Origin of the sequence: Pseudomonas sp. MWU13-2100, from assembly GCF_023242365.1 — a bacterium.
In the GTDB taxonomy this organism is placed as follows: Bacteria; Pseudomonadota; Gammaproteobacteria; order Pseudomonadales; family Pseudomonadaceae; genus Aquipseudomonas.
Window position 1 is genome coordinate 165,046 of the sequence record NZ_JALLIX010000008.1, and the last position, 19,325, is coordinate 184,370.

Below are 19,325 nucleotides of genomic sequence, written 5' to 3' on the forward strand. Positions count from 1 at the left end.
AACAGGAGTAACGCAATGGTGAGTGTGGCGCAGCAGCTGGTCTATGTGGTTGACGATGACCAGGGCATGCTCGACTCGACGGTCTGGTTGCTGGAGTCGGTCGGTCTCAAGGCGCTGCCATTCACCAGTGGGCGGGACTTTCTCGAGGCCTGCGATACCCGGCTCAATGCCTGTGTGCTGCTGGATGTGCGCATGCCGGGCATGGGCGGTTTGAATGTGCAGGAAGAGATGAAAGCGCGGGAGATCCGTTTGCCGGTGATCTTTGTCAGTGGCCATGCCGATGTGCCGATCGTGGTGCGGGCGTTCAAGGCCGGTGCCCACGACTTTATCGAAAAACCCTATAACGAACAGCTGCTGCTCGACAGCGTGCAACAGGCCTTGAGCCGGGCCGATGACAGCCAGACGCTGAGCGAAGGGCAGGCGCGGGTCCAGGCCCGGCTGGACAGCCTGACCCCGCGAGAGCGTGATGTGCTGCTGCCGCTGGTGCAGGGTTACGCCAACCGGGAAATCGCCGAGCAGTTGGGGGTCAGCGTGAAAACCATCGACCTGTATCGCTCCAGGGTCATGAAGCGCATGGAGGCGCAGAACCTCCCGGATCTGGTGGGGATGGTGATTGCGGTGGGGTTGGTGGATCCGTTGAAGTTGCGTTGAGCGGTCAGTGCTCCCTGCGTTCATTACAGAGCTGAGCATTGATGCGTGGACGGTCATCATTGCGTTCAATCCATGTCGACCACATTACTTGTAGAAAGCAAATTATCAATTGAAGTTTACTTGCAACATGCAAGCGATGTTAATATCCAGCCATGAAAACGACGTCTAAAAAAGAGATTCGGTCCCATTGCGCAGTGAACTATGGCGTGGAGATCTTCGGCGACCGGTGGTCGCTCTTGATCATTCGCGACATCGTTTTTGTGGGCAAGAAGACGTATGGCGAGTTCCTGAAATCGGAAGAGAGAATCGCGACCAATGTCCTTGCTTCCCGCCTTGCCTTTCTTGAGGAGCAAGGGATTCTCTCGAGGGCGCCCAGCCCCGACGACGGGCGCAAGGACTTCTACAGGCTGACCGAGAAGGGCCTGGACCTCATTCCCATCGTGCTCAATATCGTCCTTTGGAGCGCGAAGCACGATTCGAAGTCGTACGTGCTGCGCCGCGAGGAGTTCATTGCCCGATTAGGTCAAAGCCCCTTGCAGGTGAGCGAAGAGGTGAAGACGCTGGTCCGCAATGGCGGATGTATCTTTCCTGAAAGCGCGGAGTGAGCACGCCCTGTCGCGAATGCGAGGGGCGTTCGACTCAGCGGTGCTTCAGCCTCCTGCTAGGGTAAAGCGTCGCGCTCGACGCCGTTGTGGCCGACCTCGGCCGACTCTACGCGGCGGTGAGGGCCGAGCGCGGAACCCTCGACATCGTCTTCGCCAATTCCGGGACAGGAAGCCAGCTTGTGCTCGGCGAGATCAGCGCCGAGCACATTGACGAAACCTTCGACACCAATGTGAAGGGCACGATCTTCACGGTCCAGAAGGCGTTGCCGCTGATGGGCCCGGGCGGTTCGATCAATAGTTGGGGGTCAACTCATCTTCAAGAGCTTGGTCAAACTCGATGATTAAAATTCATCGCAACTGTGCCAGCTTCGCCTCCACGGCATCGTCAAAGATGATGTAGAGCGCTTCGATATCGGCTGGCCGCAAGCGCTTGGCACTTTCCAGGCCGCCGATCCATTCAATCTGAATGGCCCTTTCAGCCTCCACGTCCGCAATGGTGCTGGCGGCATTGAAGGCCCGTACCAGGTCGCTGACGGGATCCCGGATAGGTTTTGGAAGTCGTAACAGGTCGAGCCTTTCTTGTGGCATGTCTTCCTTAACCGATTGAATTTAATGGTTAATATTGATTTTTAATGCGGAATGAAAATTGGAAAATCTTTCGCAATTACACGCCACTGTAACACCCATTTGAGCTCGATCTGATAACCGATCGCCTGTCCGCGCAAGGCGCTGGTCCCTGGGATACAACGCCCCCTCACTCAGCCTCGACCCCACGCTGTGTAAGCGTTGCAACAATGCTTTCAGCACCTTGGCCATCTCATGATCTGGCGCACCTCGGCGTAAGGATCTCTATCGGTTTGTCTGCCAGCTTGTGGCGTTTTTTGAGGGTTATACGACCTTTACGCCATCAGCGGGCTGTTTCCATAATTTGCCCAGGAAATCGAGCGCAGACATGCGCATAACCGTGATGACGCCATGACCTTTCGGCCTGGTCAATCACGAGGCAGAGAAGGGGACAGAAGATGAGGCTCAGGAACAAATCGGTTTTGATCACCGGCGGTACCAGTGGCATCGGTCTCGCCACCGCCAGGCTCTTCATTGCAGAGGGCGCGCGGGTCGCGGTGACCGGTCGCGATGTTACCGTATTCGAGCGTGTGCGGGCCGAACTGGGCGAGACCGCGCTGGTGCTCCAGGGCGACGTGCGTTCGCTCAAGGATATGCGGGCGATTGCCGCCGAGGTGAAAGAGCGCTTCGGCGCTCTGGATGTCGTGTTTGCCAACGCCGGTCGAGCATTCCCCTCGCCACTCAACGCCATCGACGACGACCTCTACGACGAGATCATGGACATCAACGTCAAGGGCGTGGTGGTCACGCTTCAGGCGGTGCTGCCGGACTTGCGCGAGGGCGCTTCGGTCATTCTCAACACATCCTTCGTCGCGCAGACCGGCAAGCATGGCATCTCCCTGACCGCCGCGGCGAAGGCGGCCGTGCGATCACTGGCCCGCAGTTGGTCCTACGAGTTCCTTGACCGGAAAATCCGCTTCAACGCGATTGCGCCCGGCGCGATGGACACGCCCCTGATCAGCAAGTGGGGGATGTCCGATGAGTGGGTTCGCGAGCGTAAGGCCGAGTTCGCCCAGGCGGTTCCGCTGGGCCACATGGGCAAGGCCGAGGACATTGCCTACGCCGCGCTCTATCTCGCCAGCGACGAATCTTCCTATGTGGTCGGCACCGAACTGGTAGTCGATGGCGGAGCCTCGCAACTTTAAAGGAGAAGTTATCGTGACCGACAATAGCGAAAACAACGCCACCGGTGAGCGCCCGCTCAGCTCGGGGAGTTCCCGCCGCGATGTGCTCAAGTTCGGCGGCATCGTCACCCTCGGCTCCATCCTCGGCGGCGGAGCCCTGCTTGGCCGTGTCGCTCCGGCTCTCGCGCAGGCCGGCAGCGGTGGAGAACTGGCCGCGAACGAACCGCTGAATATCTTGATCGTGAATTACGACGGCGGCACGCTGCTCGATTTCGCCGGCCCCAGCGAGATTTTTCACCGGCTACCGAATACCAAGGTTCGTTATGCGAGCCTCAATGGCGGCAACGTGACCCTCGAATTCGGGGTCGTGTATGGCAACACTGAGCGACTGGCCGACATTGAAAGGACCGACTTGCTCCTGGTCCCTGGCGGTTCTGACTTGTCGGCGCCGATGCGGCCGGAGTACCAGGCACAGATCCGGCGTCTGGCGGAAAGCGCCAAGCATATTACGTCGGTCTGCAATGGCTCGCTGGTGCTCGCCGCCACGGGCATTCTCAAGGGCAAGCGCAGCGCCTGCCATTGGGCCTTTGTCAACAAGCTGACCGAGTACGGAGCTATCGCTGTTCCGGATCGCTTCGTAGAAGACGACAACGGCCGGTTCATGAGCGGCGGCGGCGTGACGGCGGGCATCGACTTCGCGCTTCGTGTTGCCGCGAAGTTGCGTGGTCAACAGGCCGCCGAATTCACGCAACTGGCGATCGAATATGACCCCGCTCCACCGTTCCATTCCGGTCATCCCAGGGACGCTCGGCCAGAAGTCATCGCGATGGTCGACAAGGAACTGCCCGGCGCATCCAAAGGGCTCGCACGAATACCCGGCGTTCGTTGAAACGCTGCCAGGCAATGTGGGCTGCACCTGCCCAGTCGGGTGCAGCCCTCTTCCATTCAAGCCAATATCGGAAATCATCAGATGCGACAGATCCGTCTTTGTGCGGCTGCCCTTGCAGTCGGCTTCTCCTTTTTCGCCTTTACCCTGCCGGCCACTGCCGGTGACCCGCAGCATCCGCCCGCAGCGGCCATCAAGGCCGAGAATGCGCGATGGGCGCAGGCCTTCGCGCGAGGTGACTATGAGGCGATAGGTCGCCTCTATACGGCAGATGGCGCCCTCTTGCCGCCCGGGGGTGACAGAGTCAGCGGAGCCCGTGCGATCAGCGAATACTTCGCCAAGGGCTATGCCGGCTCCCCACCTGGCAGCGTATCTTTCAGCAATTACGAGTTCTACGGTGACGATCAGGCGGTTACCGAAGTTTCGGATGCCGATGTCCGTGATCACAGTGGAGCGCTCAAGTTTCGCGGTAAACAGATCCTGATCTTCCTGAAGCAGGATGGTGTCTGGAAGCTGCACCGCGACATGTGGAGTGATTACGGTCCGCTGAAACCTGACGCTCGTTGAGCGCTCGGGTCTGACCGCAGTGGCCCGGGTGGCCACTGACTGCGCTACGCGTGCTGATGGGGCGTCGATCTATCCGCGCTCACCGTTCAATCTGCTCTCGCGGCGGACCGATTGCGGCGGATGTCCATGCAGTTTGACGAAGGCCCGGCGCATCCGTTCCGGATCGGTGAAGCCCACCGCCAGGGCAATCTGTTCGATCGGTTCGCTGCCATCGCGCAGGCGCAGGCACGCCGCTTCAACGCGCAAGCGCTCGACCGCCTTGGCTGGCGTTTCACCGGTTTCCCGGCGAAAGGCTCGTCCGAATTGTCGCAGACTCAAGCTGGCCGCCTCGGCGAGTCGCTCGACAGGTAGCGCCTCAGCCAGATGTTCCCGGGCAAAATTCAGCGCAATGCGGATGCGATCCGACTCCGGCTCCATTTGTGACATGGCGGAGAATTGCGACTGACCTCCTGGTCGACGATAGGGCACGACCAGCAGCCTGGCGGTGGCACGGGCAACTTCCACGCCCATATCCCGTTCGATCATGGCGAGCGCCAGGTCGATGCCGGCGGCGATGCCGGCGGATGTCCAGATATGTCCGTCCGCTATATAGATACTGTTCCCCTCGATCTTGATACCAGGGAAGCGCGACTGCAATTGAGCGGCGTACAGCCAGTGCGTGGTTGCCCGGCGTCCGTCCAGCAAGCCGGTTTCCGCCAGCAGAAACGCTCCCGTACACACGCTTCCGACCCGCGAGGCCTTGGCCCCCAGTTTCTTGGCGGCGGCGATGTTTTCCGCTGCCCGCATCGGCTCGATATCGCCACCAATGAACAGGACGGTGTCAAACCTGCGCCTGCCTACCGGCTGGGTCTCGATCGGAAGGCCGGCATTGCCCAGCACTGATCCTCCCGCCTGCGAGATGACCTGGAGGTCATAGGGGGTATGGCCGGCGGCGGTGAGCACCTGATTGAACGCCGAAAGGGGGCCGGCAAGATCAAGAGCATCATGGCCATGGCAAACGAAGAATCCGACTCGATGCATGATGAGGTTACTCAGAATCCGGGAGGGCGTATTTTGCGGGAAACCCTTGGATAGCGCCATGGCAAGTAAGGGGCGAAAAATTGCTCAGGGGCGGGGTGGGCTTTTTGAGTGGTTTGATGGCGGCCGAGATGAGATCGAGGCGGCGGCTGGCCTGGCTCGATCACGGCCAGGGTGTTCATGCCGCCGATCGCACCGCCCCACAGAAACACGATGAGCGTCGCCAACCAGGGAAGCGGCTGGCTGAGTGGGATGGCGAGGGTGCCTGGCAGCAGTATCAAGCCACAGACTAATTGGCCGACTTTGTAGGAGCTGCGGTCGGCCATCCAGCCGATGGGCAGTTGCAGCAGGGTGCCGCCGATGCCGAAGACCACCAACAGCAACGGGCCGACGGCGATGCCCAGGCCCATGAGGGTTTCGTGCACGCCGATCGCGCGGCCGCGTTCGTCTTTGGAGGCGACTGCGACGATCCAGGTATCGCAGGCGATCCAGCGCAGGATCAGGCCGATACCGAGGACAAAATTCAGCGCAAAAATCAGCACCAGGTGGTGGGTCAAGGTCATGCCGATCAGCGCGCCAATGGTCAGCACCGCACTGAGGATGTTGGTCTTGACCAGCCCCAGATGAGCGAGCAAACGCGGCACCCATTTGTACAGCAGCAGGATCGCCAGCCACGAGGCGCTGACAATAACGCCGATCTTGGCCGGCTCCACGCCTTGCTGTTCCAGCGACAGCGAAAGCAGCGGCGTGACGGTGCCGATCTGCACGATCTGCGACAGTGCCGAGAGGGTGTTGATCTTGGTGAGGGCAAACCAGTGCTGTTTGTCGGTGTTTTCGATGCTCGGACTTTCCATGGGTGACCGACCTTGGTTAAACCGCCGTAAAGTGTTCGAACTGCCACGGGCACGACTCACCTTCGGGCTTGTGAAACAGGGCGTTGATGGTGTCCAGCGGCGTCCAGTTGGTCTGGATGCCTTGGAGGCTGCCAAGGAAGGGTAGAGCAGTTTCCAGCACGCGTTGGTGGTCCATCTGTTCCGGTTCGACAATTCCACGGTCGGGGTTTTCGATGGCCCAGAGGATACCCGAGTACACACCAGCGGCCACTTGCAGGCTGGTAGCGGTGTTGAACGGGGCAATCTGGCGCGCCTCGTCGATGCTTAGAATTGAGCCGTACCAGTAGGCATTCAGGGCGTGGCCCATGAGCAAGACGCCCAGTGCGTCGACACCTCCGGGGGCAATCTCGTCGTTCATGATCCGCTTGGTGTCCTGGAGCTTCCAGCCTCTGCCGACATATTCATGCAGGCCGGTGCAGGGGCCGCCGTTGGGCGTCCAGGTTTTCACTGACACCGAGGCGCCGGGGCGCTCCAGCCCAATTCGGCAGGCTGCCCTGCTTCGCTGACGAAGCCATCGACGGACCAGGTGTTGACGAACTCGTCGTCGGTCTTGATGCGTGATGAGCGCTGGGTATCGCGCTCGGCAATGTGGATCACCTTCACGTTCAGTGCCATCGCCAGCTCGCCCCAGGCCACACCCTCTTGGCCGTCGGGGACGCTCACGTCGAGTTTTGCCGCGAGCTGCAACAATGCAGATTTGACGAAGTGCGACACCAGGCCCGGGTTCGCGCCATGGGTCACCACCGCTGTCGGGCCTGGGCCGAGCTCACTTATAAGCGACAGCAACTGGTTGCGCAACGCATAGTTGGAACGCTGCGAGGTGCTCAGGCTCGGCTCGTTATAGGTGCCAGCCCAGGGTTCAATGCAGGTATCGAGGTACAGCGCGCCGTGCGCATGGGCAAACCGGATCAGGTCGGCGCTGCTCACATTCACCGACAGGTTGACGATGAAATCCCCCTGGCGGACCACATCGCGTAACACACTGCCAAGGTTTTCGGGCGTGAGCGCCACATCGATAAAACTCACCCCGAGGTCAACAAAGGGTTGGTGCTGCTCGATCTGCGGCGCGATCACCACCACCGATGAAAGCTCGAATGTACGCGCGCTCACCAGCAGCCCGAGGGTCGCCTTGGTGATCGAGCCGAAACCGATGAATGCCCACTTTTTGCCGGAAACTTCCTGGGCTACGCTGTACTGGCTCTGCTCAGGGTGAGTGCTCGGGCAAATGATCAAACAGGCCACTACTTCTCGAGCCTCAAGGGCTCGTACATACGCCTCAAAACTATCCCTGGCTTCTTGCGTGGTCCGTGCAATCGCCAACATATAACGATTTTTACTGAACTCCCGTCGCCCGGCAAGTGCCGGTCGGAGTACACGGCTGTCAACGGGTCGGGATAACGGGAAACTTGGGGTGCTCCATGGGCATGTCGAGCGTCAGCCTAAGCGGGTCGGTGCGATGGTTCGAGGCGCCGGTGTAGCGCGCCGAAACCGGCAGCCACAGGGTGGAATACACCCAGCGCGGCACATTGGAGCTATTGGCGGGGGCCGCATGGATCACGTTCATGTCGTGCACCGTGGCATCGCCGGCCTTGAGTGCAATGGGCGGCGACATCTCGAACTCGTCCAGCACCCAAGGATGCTCGTCGAGCAAGGTCACGTTATCGCGGCGGTTGAAGTAGCGCCCCAGCATGCCCGCCCGATGGCTGCGGCTGAGAAACTGCATGGTGCCCATCTCCGGCGTCAGGTCGACCAATGCAATCCAGATATTCAGCGCGCCCTGCCGATCCAGCGGGTGGTGGGGAAAGTCCTGATGCCAAGGGGTGTCGCCACCGGCCTCGGACTCGGGGTTCTTGGCGAACACGTGGTCGGAATAGAACCGCACTTCCTCGCCCACCAGTTGCGAAGCAATGCTGGCCAACTGAGGCGAATGGCTGAGCGCCTTGATCTGCGGGCAGGTGCTGGAAACTTCATCCCAGCGCGTGCCTCGGTCTTGATGACTGCTTGCATGTTCAATCTCCATTGCTTCCAGGGTTTATTGAGCACTGCTTCAGGTGGCCGATTGCGCGGCCAGGGGTTGCTTGCGCAACAACACGAGCGTCAACGCCCAGCCCGCGGCCAATAGCAGCGAGGACAAGGCGATAACTTGGGCGAACCCGTGGCCGAACTGGGCTGCATCGGTCACGTTGATCAACAGGCTGAAGATGGCCACTCCGATCAGGCCACCCACTTGGCGCGAGGCATTGACGATGGCGGACGCCACGCCGGACTTATCGCTGCTGACGTGGTTGACGGCAGTGGCGGTCAGGGTGGGCACCGTGAGTGAAATACCGAAGCCGATCACAAACATTTGCACGGCGATGTTGGCGTAAGGAGCGCCACCCACGAAGGGTGTCAGTGCCACCACGCCGAGCAGCGCGATGGCCAGGCCCAGCGCCAGCAGGCGTCGCTCACCCAACTTGGGCAGCCAGCGGGCAGCCAGCTGATTGCCGAAAAACAGCACGCCAGTCATGGGGATAAAGGCCAGCCCAGTATTGATCACCGAGTAGTGATTGACCTGCTGTAAAAAGATGCTGAACACGAAAATCAGCCCGTAGAACACGAAGTTCACGATCACGCCCAAGATCGAGGCCAGGCTGAACGCCGCGTTGTTGAACACCGTGAGCGGCACCATCGGCCGGGCAGTGCGCGACTCGACCCACAAAAAACCGAGCAAGCCGCCGACAAAGCACACGGCATGCACCGTAACGCGAAGATCGACGCCGTTCTGGCGGCCCAACTCGATCACCGCGTAGGTCAAGTTGGCCAAGGTAAACAACGCCAGCAGCTGCCCCCACAAATCGAAACCGCCTTTGTGGTTGGCCGGGATACGTGGCGCATTGGCCAGGCACAGCACAATGCCGATCAGGCCAATGGGCAAGTTGATGAAAAAGATGCTGCGCCAGCCGAACACACCAATCAGCAAGCCGCCCACTACCGGGCCGGCCGCCAGCGCGATGCCGGCAACGCCCGCCCACAATGCAATGGCCTTGCTGCGTTCGGCGGGCACCTCAAAGGTAATTCGCACCAGCGCCAGGGAAGTGGGCACCAACAGTGCCGCGCCAATGCCTTGCAGCGTGCGAAAGCCGATCAGCGCAGGCAAGGTGTCCGCCAGACCGCAGCCGAGCGAGGCCAAGGTAAAGACCGCATACCCCCACAGGAAGATTTTCTTGTGGCCAAACCGGTCACCCAATGCACCGCCGGTCAGCAAAAACGAGGCAAACAATAGCGTGTAGGCATTGACGATCCATTGCAGTTGCAGCACGTCGGTGGCGAACTCGGCCTTGAAACTTTCAAGGGCCACGTTGACCACGCTCACATCGAGCAGCACCACCACAAAGCCAAGACAGGTGGCGAACAGCGTCAACTTCTTATTGCTGGAAATATCCATTATCAATTCCTCAGGAGGTGTGAAGCGCAGCCGGCAGCGACTCCAGGGTCGCCTCGATCTGCGCCTTGAACGCCAATGCCGTAGCGCGCTCGACTTTCAGCGAACTGAACGCCAGCGACGCATGCCAGTTGCCATTGAATCTGCCCAGGTGCAGGACGAAGTCGTAGTTGCCGCCGGAGCGGTTAACCAGGGTTGAAAACCCGAGCACGGCCGGCGCGGGGTGAGTCAAGAAGCGGTCCAGCGGCCCGGTATTGGTAAAGGCCAGCGCGGGCCGCGGGCTGTCGTTGGCCGCACTGGCCGGGGGCGCACCCAGTTGCGCCCGGCCCTCGGCGACTGCCTGCGCATAGCGCTCAATACAGCCGAGCACACCCGGGTTTTGGCGCGAAAACGTGGTTTTGCGCACATCGATCAGGCAGGCCTTGGTCAACGGATGGTCATGGCTGGCAGGTTCACGCAGTGAATACGCGGTAAACAAGTCGAACGCCGGCACATCCGCGTAGCTGAGATAACTGTGCGCCAGCACCCCACCCCAAATGGCATTGGTGGTGAAGCCAGACGCCGCGCGCAGTTGATCCAGGCGTTCTGCGGCCTGGCGGCTGACCTGCAACTGGACAAAATCGGCGTAGCTGGCTTTACCCGTCTCAAGGGGTGACCCGCGCCAATACTTCAGGCGGATATGGAACGCCTGCGACGCCCGGCTATCGAGGCTTGCGGGCATCGCGCCCAGGTAACCGGCCAGGCTGTTGACCAGCCTGGCGGTGCTGTAGCCGTCGGAGATCGCATGGTTACGCGTCAGCAGAATATGGGTCTGGTTGATCTCGGAATCGGCAACCACTAACGCGCGCCAGCCCTCTTGATCCCCCAGCAAACGGTTCAATTCAAGCTTGAGCAACACGTCGGTACGCCGCGACGGTGGTGTTGTGCAGGTCGACGACTGCACGTGATTTTCGACCGGCACGAACCCGTACTGGCCGTCACCGACTGGCACAATCTTCTGATGCAGAAACGGGTACTCCGCCACCAACTGCGCAAACGCTTTGCGGGCCTGCACAGGGCCCACACACCCAGGCACCGTCAGCAACGAGGTCACCTGCGTGTTGCCGTTACGTTGCAAAAAGTTCTGGTGAAAGCGCTGTTCCGTTTCGTCGAGCAAGCGGTGCGATTGCATGGCTGGCCTCCCTGGCAGTGCCTATCGGTCGATGAACTGCATCATTCGCTGCTCGTAACGTTCACCGGCAACCGCCCACTGCCCCAGCAAGGCCTCGATCGCCTGAAGCTGCTCATCGCTGAGCACGCAGTCGTGGGCGGCTACGTTTTCTTCCAGGTAAGCCACACGCTTGGTGCCGGGGATCACCGCCAGGTGCGGGCTGCGCGTCAGCAACCAGGCCAGCGCCAGTTGCGCAGGCGTCATCGACCAGGAGGCGGCCAGGGCCAGAATCGACTCGGTCAGGAAGGTATTGGCCGCGAAGTTTTCTTCGCGAAAGCGCGGGTCCTGCTGGCGGAAGTCATTGGCGTCGTAGTGCGCGGCGCTGACCGCCTTGCCGGTCAAAAAACCGCGACCCAAGGGGCAAAACGCAACGTAGCCGATCCCCAGGTTGTGCAGCAGCGGCAAGATCTCTTGTTCGACATTGCGCTCCCACAACGAGTACTCGCCCTGGACCACGGATATCGGGTGGGTTTTATGGGCGCGCTCAATCGTGCTTGTCCCCACCTCACACAAGCCCAGGTAGTTGACCTTGCCCTGCTCAACCAGGCGCCCCATCGCGCCAACCACCTCTTCGATGGGAATAGCGGGATCGAGCCTGTGCTGATACAGCACATCGATGTGGTCCGTACCCAGCCGTTTGAGGGAGGCCTCGACGACCTTTTGCAGATTGCCTTGCGAGCTGTCGACGCCAACGATCTGGCCGTCGACGATGCGGAAACCAAACTTGGTGGCGATCACCACCTTTTCACGCCGACCGGCAAACGCGCGCTGCAACAGTCGCTCGTTGGTAAACGGCCCATAGGCCTCGGCCGAATCGAAGAAGTCCACGCCCAGCTCCAGCGCGCGGTGCAGGGTGCGCACCGATTCATTGTCATCCGTCGCGCCATACCACTGGCTCATGCCCATGCAGCCAAGGCCGATGCGGCCAACACGCAGCCCTTGAGTACCCAACGTGATCCTGGAAACCATAGAATCGCCCTCCTTGTGATACTGATCGTTCTACATGATTTTCAAATTAGCGCTTCTCCGTCAACACAAAATTTCAATAAATAAAATTTATTTTTTGGCTCAGTATCGAAATAACATTCCCGAAGCATACCTAAAAACCCTTTAATAACAGTCACTTGGTCACGTAAAACAAGGTTTTATTAATCTCGTTATACAAACCGTATGATTGGATCTAATAGCAAGAAACATATTGACACATAAAATCCGAGAGACTAAATACTCACAACAGAGACATACCAGTCTCTCTTTCCTTTCACGTGATCGAGGACGAACGCATGGGCAAGATGGACTCTTGGATCGGCCATTGGGAACGCAGGGTGCCGACCTTCAAAGCTGAGTGCGCCCAAGCGCAAGCGAACTATTTGGAAAGGCTCGACAAACCCCTCAGGACGCAGCAACACGTGCTTGAGGACATCATTTCGGTGTGCCAGAAATCGCTGTTCTGGAAGGAGAACGGCTTTCAGGTCAGCCACTGCAACGGTCGCATCACCCGCACCAACATCCCGGTCATGACCTACGAAGGGTTCCGCGAAATCCTGGTGCGTGAAGGCCAGCAAAAAGGCGGGATACTCAGCTGCAGCCCGGTGGTGCGCTGGCTCAAGACCAGCGGCACCACCGGCCAGTCCAAACGCATTCCTTACACGTTGCACTGGATCCGCCAGTACCGGGTGCCCGCAATCCAGGCCATGTGGGGCTTTTTTGGCTATCAATAACCGCCTCTACCTCAATTCCAAGCAGCACGCCGAACGCATTGCCGACCTGCGCCAGCGGCCCAGCGACCTGTCCAACCTGGGCACCAGCTTCCTTGAAAACGAGGTGGATTTCGTCGCCCTGGCGAAAACCTTCGACCTCTATAGCCCCGGCAGCGCCGACACCCCGGCGGCGATTCAAGAAAAGATCGCCGACTGCCTGGCCTATATGGAAACCCACGGCAAACCCGCCTTGCTTGAAATCAAGACCCTTTAGGAGCTTGCCCATGTCGATCCTTTTTGAATGCGTGCGGGACGGCCAGCGCTATGTCACCAGCCCCAGCACCGCCGGGCAGTACAGCCTCTACCCGGTGCCCGACCTGTATGCGTTGTTGCGCGACACACCGGCGCGCGAATTCCCCGGTGGGCCGCTGGCGTATCTGCGCGAACACTCGCCAGCGCCGTTGACGGTTACTGACCTTGCAGGCTTTGAGCTACTGCCTTGCCTGCTGCCGCCCGACCCGCGCCAGGGCGTGGTGTGCGGCTTTGGCTTGACCCACCAGAGCAAAGTCGCGCAACCACTGGAAAGCGACGAGCGCCCGGCCTTTTTTATCAAGGGCTTTGCCGACACGCTCAAGCGCAGCGGCGACGTGCTGCGCATGAGTCGCGGTGCGCTGTCGGCGTGTGAAGAGGCGGAAGTGGTGGCGCTGTTTCTGGTGGCCGACAACGGCCAGCCGGACTACATCGGCTACACCTTCGGCAACGACCTTACCGATATCGCCCTGGCCAAATCCAAGCGCAACTACCTGGCCTACGCCAAGTTGCAGCCCAGCGCCATTTCCCACCTGCTGTATTGGCAGCCACTGCCCGACCTGATCAGGGGCACAACCTCCATCTACCGCGCGGGCGACCTGCACTGGGAACAGCGTTTCAGCACCGGCCTTTCCTGCCTGTGTTATGACGCCGATGACCTGTTCGACACCCTGTGGCAGCACCCATCACTGCGACTGCCCGGCACGCTGATCTACCTCTATATGGGCGCCGATCGCAACAGTGCCGACGCCGGTATCCACCTAAGCCACGGCGATACCGTGGTGTGCGAGTTCGACAGCGGCCCGCGCCTGAGCAACTTGATTGAATGGGAGAACCTCCATGTATAAGCGCATCGTTTTGCTCAAAAGCCCTGACGCCCCGGCCGTCTCGGCGCTGCTGCAGGAGCTGCACGGCTTTCCCGGCCGTGTGCCCGGCCTGGTCGCGGTGGAGGTGATTGCCGACAGCGGCGACCGTTCGCTGGGTTACGACCAGGGTTTTATCCTCACGTTTACCGACGAGTCCGTGCTCCCCAGCTGGCGAGAGCACCCGTTGCACGCAGGCTTTCGCCCCCGCTTGCGTGCGTTATGCCAGATGTTGATTTTCGATTACCCGCTCCCAAGTCCTTTGCTACAGGAGGAAGACAGCCATGCCTACGCTTGAGCGCAACACCCAGGTGCTGGTCATCGGCGGCTCCGCCGGTATCGGCTTTGCCATCGCCAAACTGTTCCACCAGCAAGGTGCCACGGTCACCCTGGCCGGGCGCAGCGCAGCGCGGCTAAGCCAGGCGGCGCACGACATCGGCGCCGATGTTGCCACCGTGCCACTGGACGTCACGCAGCCGGCCGAACTGGAGCGCTTTTTTGCCCGGCCCACGCGCTGGAAGCACATCATTGTCACCGCCGCCTCGCTGACGTTCGGGCCGGTGCGCAGCGTCGCGCTGGAGGATGCGCAGCGCATCTTCGACAGCAAGTTCTGGGCGGCGTACCACATTGCCCGGCTGGCACCTTTCGACGAGGACGGCTCGCTGACCCTGGTCTCGGGGCGTTTTGCCCAGCGGTCCGGGCCGCAGACGGCACTTATCAGCGCGGTCAACGCCGGTATCGAAGGCTTTGCCCGCGGGCTGGCCAGCGAACTCTCGCCGGTGCGCGTCAATGTGCTGTCCCCGGGGTTTGTCGACACTGGCATGCACCCCGAAGCACTGGTACAGAAAATGCGCCAACGCAGCCAATCACTTCCTGTCAAACACATAGCCCTGCCTGAAGACATCGCCTCGGCGGCCCTGCTGCTGGCCACCAACCCGATGATCAGCGGCACTGTACTGGCCGTAGACGGCGGGGATACCGTGAGCTTTACGTAAGTTTTTGCGACATATGGGCGAAACACTGAATCGAGACTGAGATAGACTGGTCTATATCATAATGTTGCGGTTTTCGCCCATCCCAACTACTTGAACCTGGAGTTCCGAGTTGTCCGTATCGAAGAAGCAGCATGTCGTCGACACTGCTACCAGCCTGTTTTCCCAGCACGGTTTCCACCCCGTAGGTGTCGACTGGATCATCGAAGCATCGGGCGTCGCCAGAATGACGATGTACCGTAATTTCAACGGTAAGGAAGACCTGGTCAAAACCGTATTGACGCAACGCTCGGCACATCTGATCGAGCAATTGAAGACGCGTATGGATGAAAAGCCCAGCCTGGAAGAAAAGATCATTTCGATCTTCGATTGGCGTGGCCAGTGGTTCTGTTCCACCAACTTCGCCGGTTGCCTGTTCGGCCGCGCGGTGGCCGAGTACCCGGAGCACTCCGACATCCGGGAGATCGCCCTTGACTACAAACACAAACTGCATGCGCTTGTAGAGCACGAATTAGCACGCCACCACACCCCCGATACAGCGAAGACCCTCGCGACCTACATCATGATGCTGCTCGACGGGGCCACGGTGAATGCCCAGGCCTTCAGCAAAAGCCACTTTGCCGGCGATGCCTGCGATGCGGCGCTGATGTTGCTTCGATTTAACATGGGCAAGCAGATTCGCTGAGCGTTTTAGCGGTGTGCAGCGATGTCTGACAGCTCCATCTCCCTCGCCCACCGTTGTCACAACCCTGGATGATGGAGGCGCGCCTGCCGGGCTAGCGGTCAGCAGCTTCAATTCGATGCCACTGGAATCGGCCCTGGTCCTGTGGAGCCTGCGCAAGGAGTCCTACACCGCCCGTGCGTTCCTGGCGGTGGATGGGTTCGCGATCAATGTACTGGTCCATGAGCAACAACTGCTGAGCGACCGTTTTAGGACGGTTGGATAGGCCGAATCGAATTTTCTCGGTATCGAGCACGTCAGGCAGGTGCCCGGGGCTGATCAGTTCGATGCGATCAGCGAAGATCATGATCCGGATCGAGGCGCTGACAAAGTAGTCGCGGTGGATCAGGGCATTGACCAGCAGTTCTTCGAACACCTCCTCCGGCACCTCCAGCTGGCCGAGGGTATTGAAGTCCTGCTGGCGCTGCACATGGCGCAGGTTGCGCTTGATGAAGGCCAGGCTGCGCCGGTACTGCTCCAGCAGGTTGCCGTCTATGTCTTCGCTGTCTAGATAGTGGCGGTCATGCAGCACCGTGCCCGGAAACGCCACGGCCTTGATATCGAACGCCGGGCACAGACGTTGTGGCGCCTGGCCGAAGAGCAGCAAACCGGCCAAATTGGGTGTGCCGCCATTGGTGAGCCCAAGATTTTCCAGGATGCGGGTGGTTTCCAAACCTGTCTGTTCTGGGCTTTGTCGAAAGCGTCTTGAGGTTTATGGCTGGCCGCCTGCTGGGCGATCCAAGTCACTTCAACCCGTACCACACACCGCGTCCGCTGCCGTGCTGCTCCAGATGGTTTCGCTCGGTCAGGCTGCGGAGGTGCTGTTTCAGGGTGTTGCGGTTGGCTCCGGTCAGTTTGATGGCGTCCATCATCGTGACGCGCCCGTGTTCTCGGGCGAACTCCACGATTTGCAGTGACAGCTCAGGCAGCGCGGCCAGCACGATCTTTTCGCGCTCGACCTTCTTCTCCAGACGCCGAACCTGTTCGGCCAGTGAGCGCAAGAAGAACACCAGCCATGGCTGCCAGTTGGGCGCGTCCATGCGAATGGTGCCCTGTGTCAGGCGCAACGCCAGGTAATAGGCTTCCTTGTTCAGCTCGATCACGCTCTCCAGCGAGCTGTACGGCACATAGGCGTAACCGGCCTGGATCAGCAGCAGGGTCGTCAGCACCCGACTCAAACGTCCATTGCCATCCTGGAAGGGGTGGATTTCCAGAAACACCACAACAAAGATAGCGATGATCAACAAGGGGTGCAGTAGCCCCTTCTCCCGTTCGTCATTCACCCACGACGCCAATTCGGCCATCAGCCTTGGCGTGTCAAACGGTGTGGCGTTCTCGAAGACGATGCCGATCTGAGTCCCGTCTTCATCGAATGCGGCGACGCTGTTCGAATTGGTCTTGTACTGCCCCCGGTGACGTGCGTCCTTTTCACTGTGGCGCAGCAGGATCTGATGCAACTGCTTGATGTGGTTTTCGTTGAACGGGATCTCCCGCCACGAGCTGAACACCAGATCCATCAGTTCCGCGTAGCCGGCCACTTCCTGCTCGTCGCGGGTATCGAAGGACTGGATGGCCAGGTTGGAAAGCAAGCGTTCCACCTCGCGGTCAGTCAGCTTGCTGCCCTCGATACGGGTAGATGAGCCGATGCTCTCGATGGTTGCAACCCGCCGAAGCGCCGAAAGGCGCTCAGGCGCAAGCGTTCCCAAGGCCCGCCATGCGCCTTTGAATTCATCGATCCGAGCAATCAGCCTGAGGATCTCGGGTGTGATCTGGAGGGTGTCTGAACGTAGCATGCAACCAATACTACACCCATTAACACCCATTTAAAAATCGTGCGGATTTGGAATGGGTGTTAATGGGTGTGTTTTTGGTTTGCTTTGAATTGGGCAAAAAGGTGATGATTTTTCCTTTCGTCCAGGCATACAAAAACTCATAGACAAGCCTTGGATCTTCAGCTTTCGAGACTGAATAGAGAGCTACACCATCAGGATCGCTCGATGTTTTTTCCTCATAGTCAAGACTTGTTTTCGTATAGACGAAGCACGCCGTCAATCCCTGTATTTCTATAGGGCGATAGGCTTGTTCGAGACCAATATCGCTGCAGGTGCGATCACTTGCAACCGCAGTGGCAATCGAAGCCGAAAAAAGACAATCAATAAAAGCTTAAACATTGCTTGAGCACCTGCTATTAAAGTGACGATGGAAAATCGACGTAATCTCCCGCTTGTATTGTTGGCGTTCAGGTAGGCCTACCAATCCACTATTGATCGGGCGAGTGACCGCTCTGGCGGCGGCATCTAATTCAAATTCGGAGTCGAACCGCTATGGCCCAGCAACTCATCCAACCCATCCCACATGGTAGCACTCGCTTTCACAGTGAATAATCAACGGCGAAATCGACTGGGCATGGGCCGGCAGGCGGGTAGCCGCTTGTAATTCTTACGCCATCATCTTGCCGTCGCGGTTGCGGTCGATGATGTCGTACAGGCGCTTCTGTACCCGTTCCTTGTACTTGTCTTCAACTATCGGACCGTAGCGTTCCCACACGCCGAAATAATATTCGACTTGCTCGTCAGCGGAAATTTCAGTTCGTCAATATCTGCGTGCGCCCCACAAAAGCCTAGGCCAAGAGCTGTCGGGTCGATCCCTTTCGAGAGAACTTCCAGTGACTCACCATTTCGCACTACAAGAACACTCCCATATTTTGTTTTGTAAAAAAGTGCCCCATCCAAAACCTCCATCTGGAGTGAAAAAAAGCAAACATGTTGGCCCGCCTGCGTACTGCTTAGCTCTACCAAGTAACCTTGGTGCCTTGGCTCAATCTTGAGGCAGTCGCTAAATTGCTCGGAGCAACTACCTCCGCTACGTGGAGACGTACATAGTTCGCTTTTTTTCAAGTAGTAACCAGGCCATGAAAAAGAAGAAGGCGAGTTCTCAATCTCCTTGGACTTAAATGTTTTTGATGCTCTCTCCTCTTGACTGGCCGCAAGTGAGGATGTAAAAAATACCAATGCAACAAGGCATGAAAAATTCTTCATCATTTAACCCCCAGCTCCCAGGTAGCCGGCTCTATTTCTACCTTGTTCGTATTGCGCTAATTCCGGAGTGTCCTTGATATATTGCGCTAATGCCTCTCGATTATTTTCGGAGATATAGGGTATTTGCCTTGTCCAAATACTGCCTTGTTGATAAGTCAGGTCAACTGCTATGTCTCTCACGCGATCATCAAGCTGTTCCCATACAGTCACCCCAGGTGTTGCAACTAAACTGTATTGCTGTCGAGTCGCAATCTCATATCGTGGATATACCACATCCTCGAAAAGAATGCGCTGCGCTTGTTGTGAAACAGCTCCAAATATTTCTCGATTCGCGTTCACAAAATCGCGAGCAATTTGACCGAAAAGACCCGCTCCACGAGAAAAGTTCTTGGCAGAAACCTCATCTACGCCTGCAGCTATTAGATCCATATAAACTGCATCCTGTGTCCTGTGGCGCATGTCGTAACCACGCCCTAACGTTACACCAGAGGCTCCTCCCGGCCAATGCAAACGTCGGCTAAAATAAGAGCTATTCGGAATATCATTCCCCTCAGCGTCAAAAGTAACTTGACCTTTCCTTACAATCAGATCGCTCTGCCGTCGAAAAGTAGATAGATGCCCCAGCAAGCCAATGGGATGAAAGTGAAACACCTTCCCATAGGTCGGAATCCCCACCTTCGCCGCCACCTCATCCCACCAAC

At 58.7% G+C, this 19,325-nt stretch carries 24 protein-coding genes and 2 pseudogenes; 15 read left to right on the forward strand and 11 right to left on the reverse strand.

The window, feature by feature from the left end:
• Nucleotides 1-15: 15 nt before the first annotated feature.
• The 3 genes and pseudogenes from M5B99_RS08475 to M5B99_RS08485 all read left to right on the forward strand — a co-directional run.
• Nucleotides 16-651 (forward strand): response regulator transcription factor, encoded by a 636-nt coding sequence (locus M5B99_RS08475; protein ID WP_248803604.1) that lies wholly within the window; start codon nt 16-18, stop codon nt 649-651.
• Nucleotides 652-803: 152 nt separating this feature from the next.
• Entirely contained in the window at nt 804-1,256 is a 453-nt protein-coding gene (locus tag M5B99_RS08480; protein ID WP_248803605.1) for a winged helix-turn-helix transcriptional regulator, read from the forward strand.
• Between the two features lie 89 nt (nt 1,257-1,345).
• Nucleotides 1,346-1,567, forward strand: a pseudogene (locus M5B99_RS08485) (SDR family NAD(P)-dependent oxidoreductase); the annotation flags it as partial.
• Between the two features lie 37 nt (nt 1,568-1,604).
• Here M5B99_RS08485 and M5B99_RS08490 read toward each other — a convergent pair.
• Entirely contained in the window at nt 1,605-1,844 is a 240-nt protein-coding gene (locus M5B99_RS08490) for a hypothetical protein (protein ID WP_248796098.1), read from the reverse strand.
• A gap of 434 nt (nt 1,845-2,278) precedes the next feature.
• On the opposite strand from M5B99_RS08490, the gene M5B99_RS08495 reads away from it, so the two are divergent.
• From M5B99_RS08495 to M5B99_RS08505, 3 genes are all read left to right on the forward strand, one after another.
• On the forward strand, nt 2,279-3,025 hold the full coding sequence (locus M5B99_RS08495; RefSeq protein WP_248803606.1) for an SDR family oxidoreductase: 747 nt from the start codon (nt 2,279-2,281) through the stop codon (nt 3,023-3,025).
• 13 nt (nt 3,026-3,038) lie between these two features.
• Nucleotides 3,039-3,893 carry a DJ-1/PfpI family protein gene (locus M5B99_RS08500; protein WP_248796100.1) on the forward strand — a complete coding sequence of 285 codons (855 nt, stop codon included), beginning with the start codon at nt 3,039-3,041 and terminating at the stop codon, nt 3,891-3,893.
• 81 nt (nt 3,894-3,974) lie between these two features.
• A complete protein-coding gene (locus tag M5B99_RS08505) occupies nt 3,975-4,457 on the forward strand; it encodes a YybH family protein (RefSeq protein ID WP_248803607.1) in 483 nt (160 codons plus the stop codon).
• 69 nt (nt 4,458-4,526) lie between these two features.
• Here the strand turns inward: M5B99_RS08505 and M5B99_RS08510 are convergent, their stop codons facing one another.
• From M5B99_RS08510 to M5B99_RS08545, 8 genes are all read right to left on the reverse strand, one after another.
• Nucleotides 4,527-5,477, reverse strand: coding sequence for a GlxA family transcriptional regulator (locus M5B99_RS08510; RefSeq protein WP_412548713.1), 951 nt, complete (start codon nt 5,475-5,477; stop codon nt 4,527-4,529).
• 11 nt (nt 5,478-5,488) lie between these two features.
• Nucleotides 5,489-6,328: an MFS transporter gene (locus M5B99_RS08515; RefSeq protein WP_248803609.1), complete on the reverse strand. Its 840-nt coding sequence runs from the start codon at nt 6,326-6,328 to the stop codon at nt 5,489-5,491.
• 16 nt (nt 6,329-6,344) lie between these two features.
• The gene (locus M5B99_RS08520; RefSeq protein WP_248803610.1) at nt 6,345-6,821 is read right to left on the reverse strand and encodes a saccharopine dehydrogenase C-terminal domain-containing protein; all 477 of its coding nucleotides are present in this window, start codon (nt 6,819-6,821) and stop codon (nt 6,345-6,347) included.
• The gene (locus M5B99_RS08525) at nt 6,812-7,600 is read right to left on the reverse strand and encodes a saccharopine dehydrogenase NADP-binding domain-containing protein (RefSeq protein ID WP_248803611.1); all 789 of its coding nucleotides are present in this window, start codon (nt 7,598-7,600) and stop codon (nt 6,812-6,814) included. Before M5B99_RS08525 ends, M5B99_RS08520 begins: the two co-directional genes overlap by 10 nt.
• A gap of 148 nt (nt 7,601-7,748) precedes the next feature.
• A complete protein-coding gene (locus M5B99_RS08530) occupies nt 7,749-8,387 on the reverse strand; it encodes a phytanoyl-CoA dioxygenase family protein (RefSeq protein WP_248803612.1) in 639 nt (212 codons plus the stop codon).
• A 27-nt stretch (nt 8,388-8,414) separates the two neighbouring features.
• Entirely contained in the window at nt 8,415-9,794 is a 1,380-nt protein-coding gene (locus M5B99_RS08535) for an MFS transporter (RefSeq protein ID WP_248803613.1), read from the reverse strand.
• Between the two features lie 10 nt (nt 9,795-9,804).
• Complete coding sequence (locus M5B99_RS08540) at nt 9,805-10,962, reverse strand: hypothetical protein (protein ID WP_248803614.1); 1,158 nt, start codon at nt 10,960-10,962, stop codon at nt 9,805-9,807.
• 21 nt (nt 10,963-10,983) lie between these two features.
• Nucleotides 10,984-11,970, reverse strand: a complete 987-nt coding sequence (locus M5B99_RS08545; protein WP_248803615.1) for an aldo/keto reductase — start codon at nt 11,968-11,970, stop codon at nt 10,984-10,986.
• A 314-nt stretch (nt 11,971-12,284) separates the two neighbouring features.
• Between M5B99_RS08545 and M5B99_RS08550 the strand changes: the two genes are divergently transcribed.
• From M5B99_RS08550 to M5B99_RS30185, 9 genes are all read left to right on the forward strand, one after another.
• Nucleotides 12,285-12,722, forward strand: a complete 438-nt coding sequence (locus tag M5B99_RS08550) for a GH3 auxin-responsive promoter family protein (protein ID WP_248803616.1) — start codon at nt 12,285-12,287, stop codon at nt 12,720-12,722.
• Nucleotides 12,709-12,975 carry a hypothetical protein gene (locus tag M5B99_RS08555; RefSeq protein WP_248803617.1) on the forward strand — a complete coding sequence of 89 codons (267 nt, stop codon included), beginning with the start codon at nt 12,709-12,711 and terminating at the stop codon, nt 12,973-12,975. The genes M5B99_RS08550 and M5B99_RS08555 overlap by 14 nt, the downstream gene beginning before the upstream one ends.
• A gap of 10 nt (nt 12,976-12,985) precedes the next feature.
• Entirely contained in the window at nt 12,986-13,858 is an 873-nt protein-coding gene (locus M5B99_RS08560) for a sugar transporter (protein WP_248803618.1), read from the forward strand.
• Nucleotides 13,851-14,171 carry a Dabb family protein gene (locus tag M5B99_RS08565; protein WP_248803619.1) on the forward strand — a complete coding sequence of 107 codons (321 nt, stop codon included), beginning with the start codon at nt 13,851-13,853 and terminating at the stop codon, nt 14,169-14,171. The genes M5B99_RS08560 and M5B99_RS08565 overlap by 8 nt, the downstream gene beginning before the upstream one ends.
• Complete coding sequence (locus M5B99_RS08570; protein WP_248803620.1) at nt 14,158-14,868, forward strand: SDR family oxidoreductase; 711 nt, start codon at nt 14,158-14,160, stop codon at nt 14,866-14,868. Before M5B99_RS08565 ends, M5B99_RS08570 begins: the two co-directional genes overlap by 14 nt.
• A gap of 109 nt (nt 14,869-14,977) precedes the next feature.
• Nucleotides 14,978-15,550, forward strand: coding sequence for a TetR/AcrR family transcriptional regulator (locus M5B99_RS08575; protein ID WP_248803621.1), 573 nt, complete (start codon nt 14,978-14,980; stop codon nt 15,548-15,550).
• A 13-nt stretch (nt 15,551-15,563) separates the two neighbouring features.
• Entirely contained in the window at nt 15,564-15,812 is a 249-nt protein-coding gene (locus tag M5B99_RS30175) for a flavin reductase family protein (RefSeq protein ID WP_412548708.1), read from the forward strand.
• Between the two features lie 39 nt (nt 15,813-15,851).
• Entirely contained in the window at nt 15,852-16,097 is a 246-nt protein-coding gene (locus M5B99_RS30180; protein ID WP_412548709.1) for a hypothetical protein, read from the forward strand.
• A gap of 12 nt (nt 16,098-16,109) precedes the next feature.
• Entirely contained in the window at nt 16,110-16,295 is a 186-nt protein-coding gene (locus M5B99_RS30185; protein ID WP_412548710.1) for a hypothetical protein, read from the forward strand.
• Between the two features lie 34 nt (nt 16,296-16,329).
• Here the strand turns inward: M5B99_RS30185 and M5B99_RS08585 are convergent, their stop codons facing one another.
• Entirely contained in the window at nt 16,330-17,409 is a 1,080-nt protein-coding gene (locus tag M5B99_RS08585) for a Fic family protein (RefSeq protein WP_248803623.1), read from the reverse strand.
• Between the two features lie 1,218 nt (nt 17,410-18,627).
• A pseudogene (locus M5B99_RS08590) lies at nt 18,628-19,325 on the reverse strand (hypothetical protein); the annotation flags it as partial.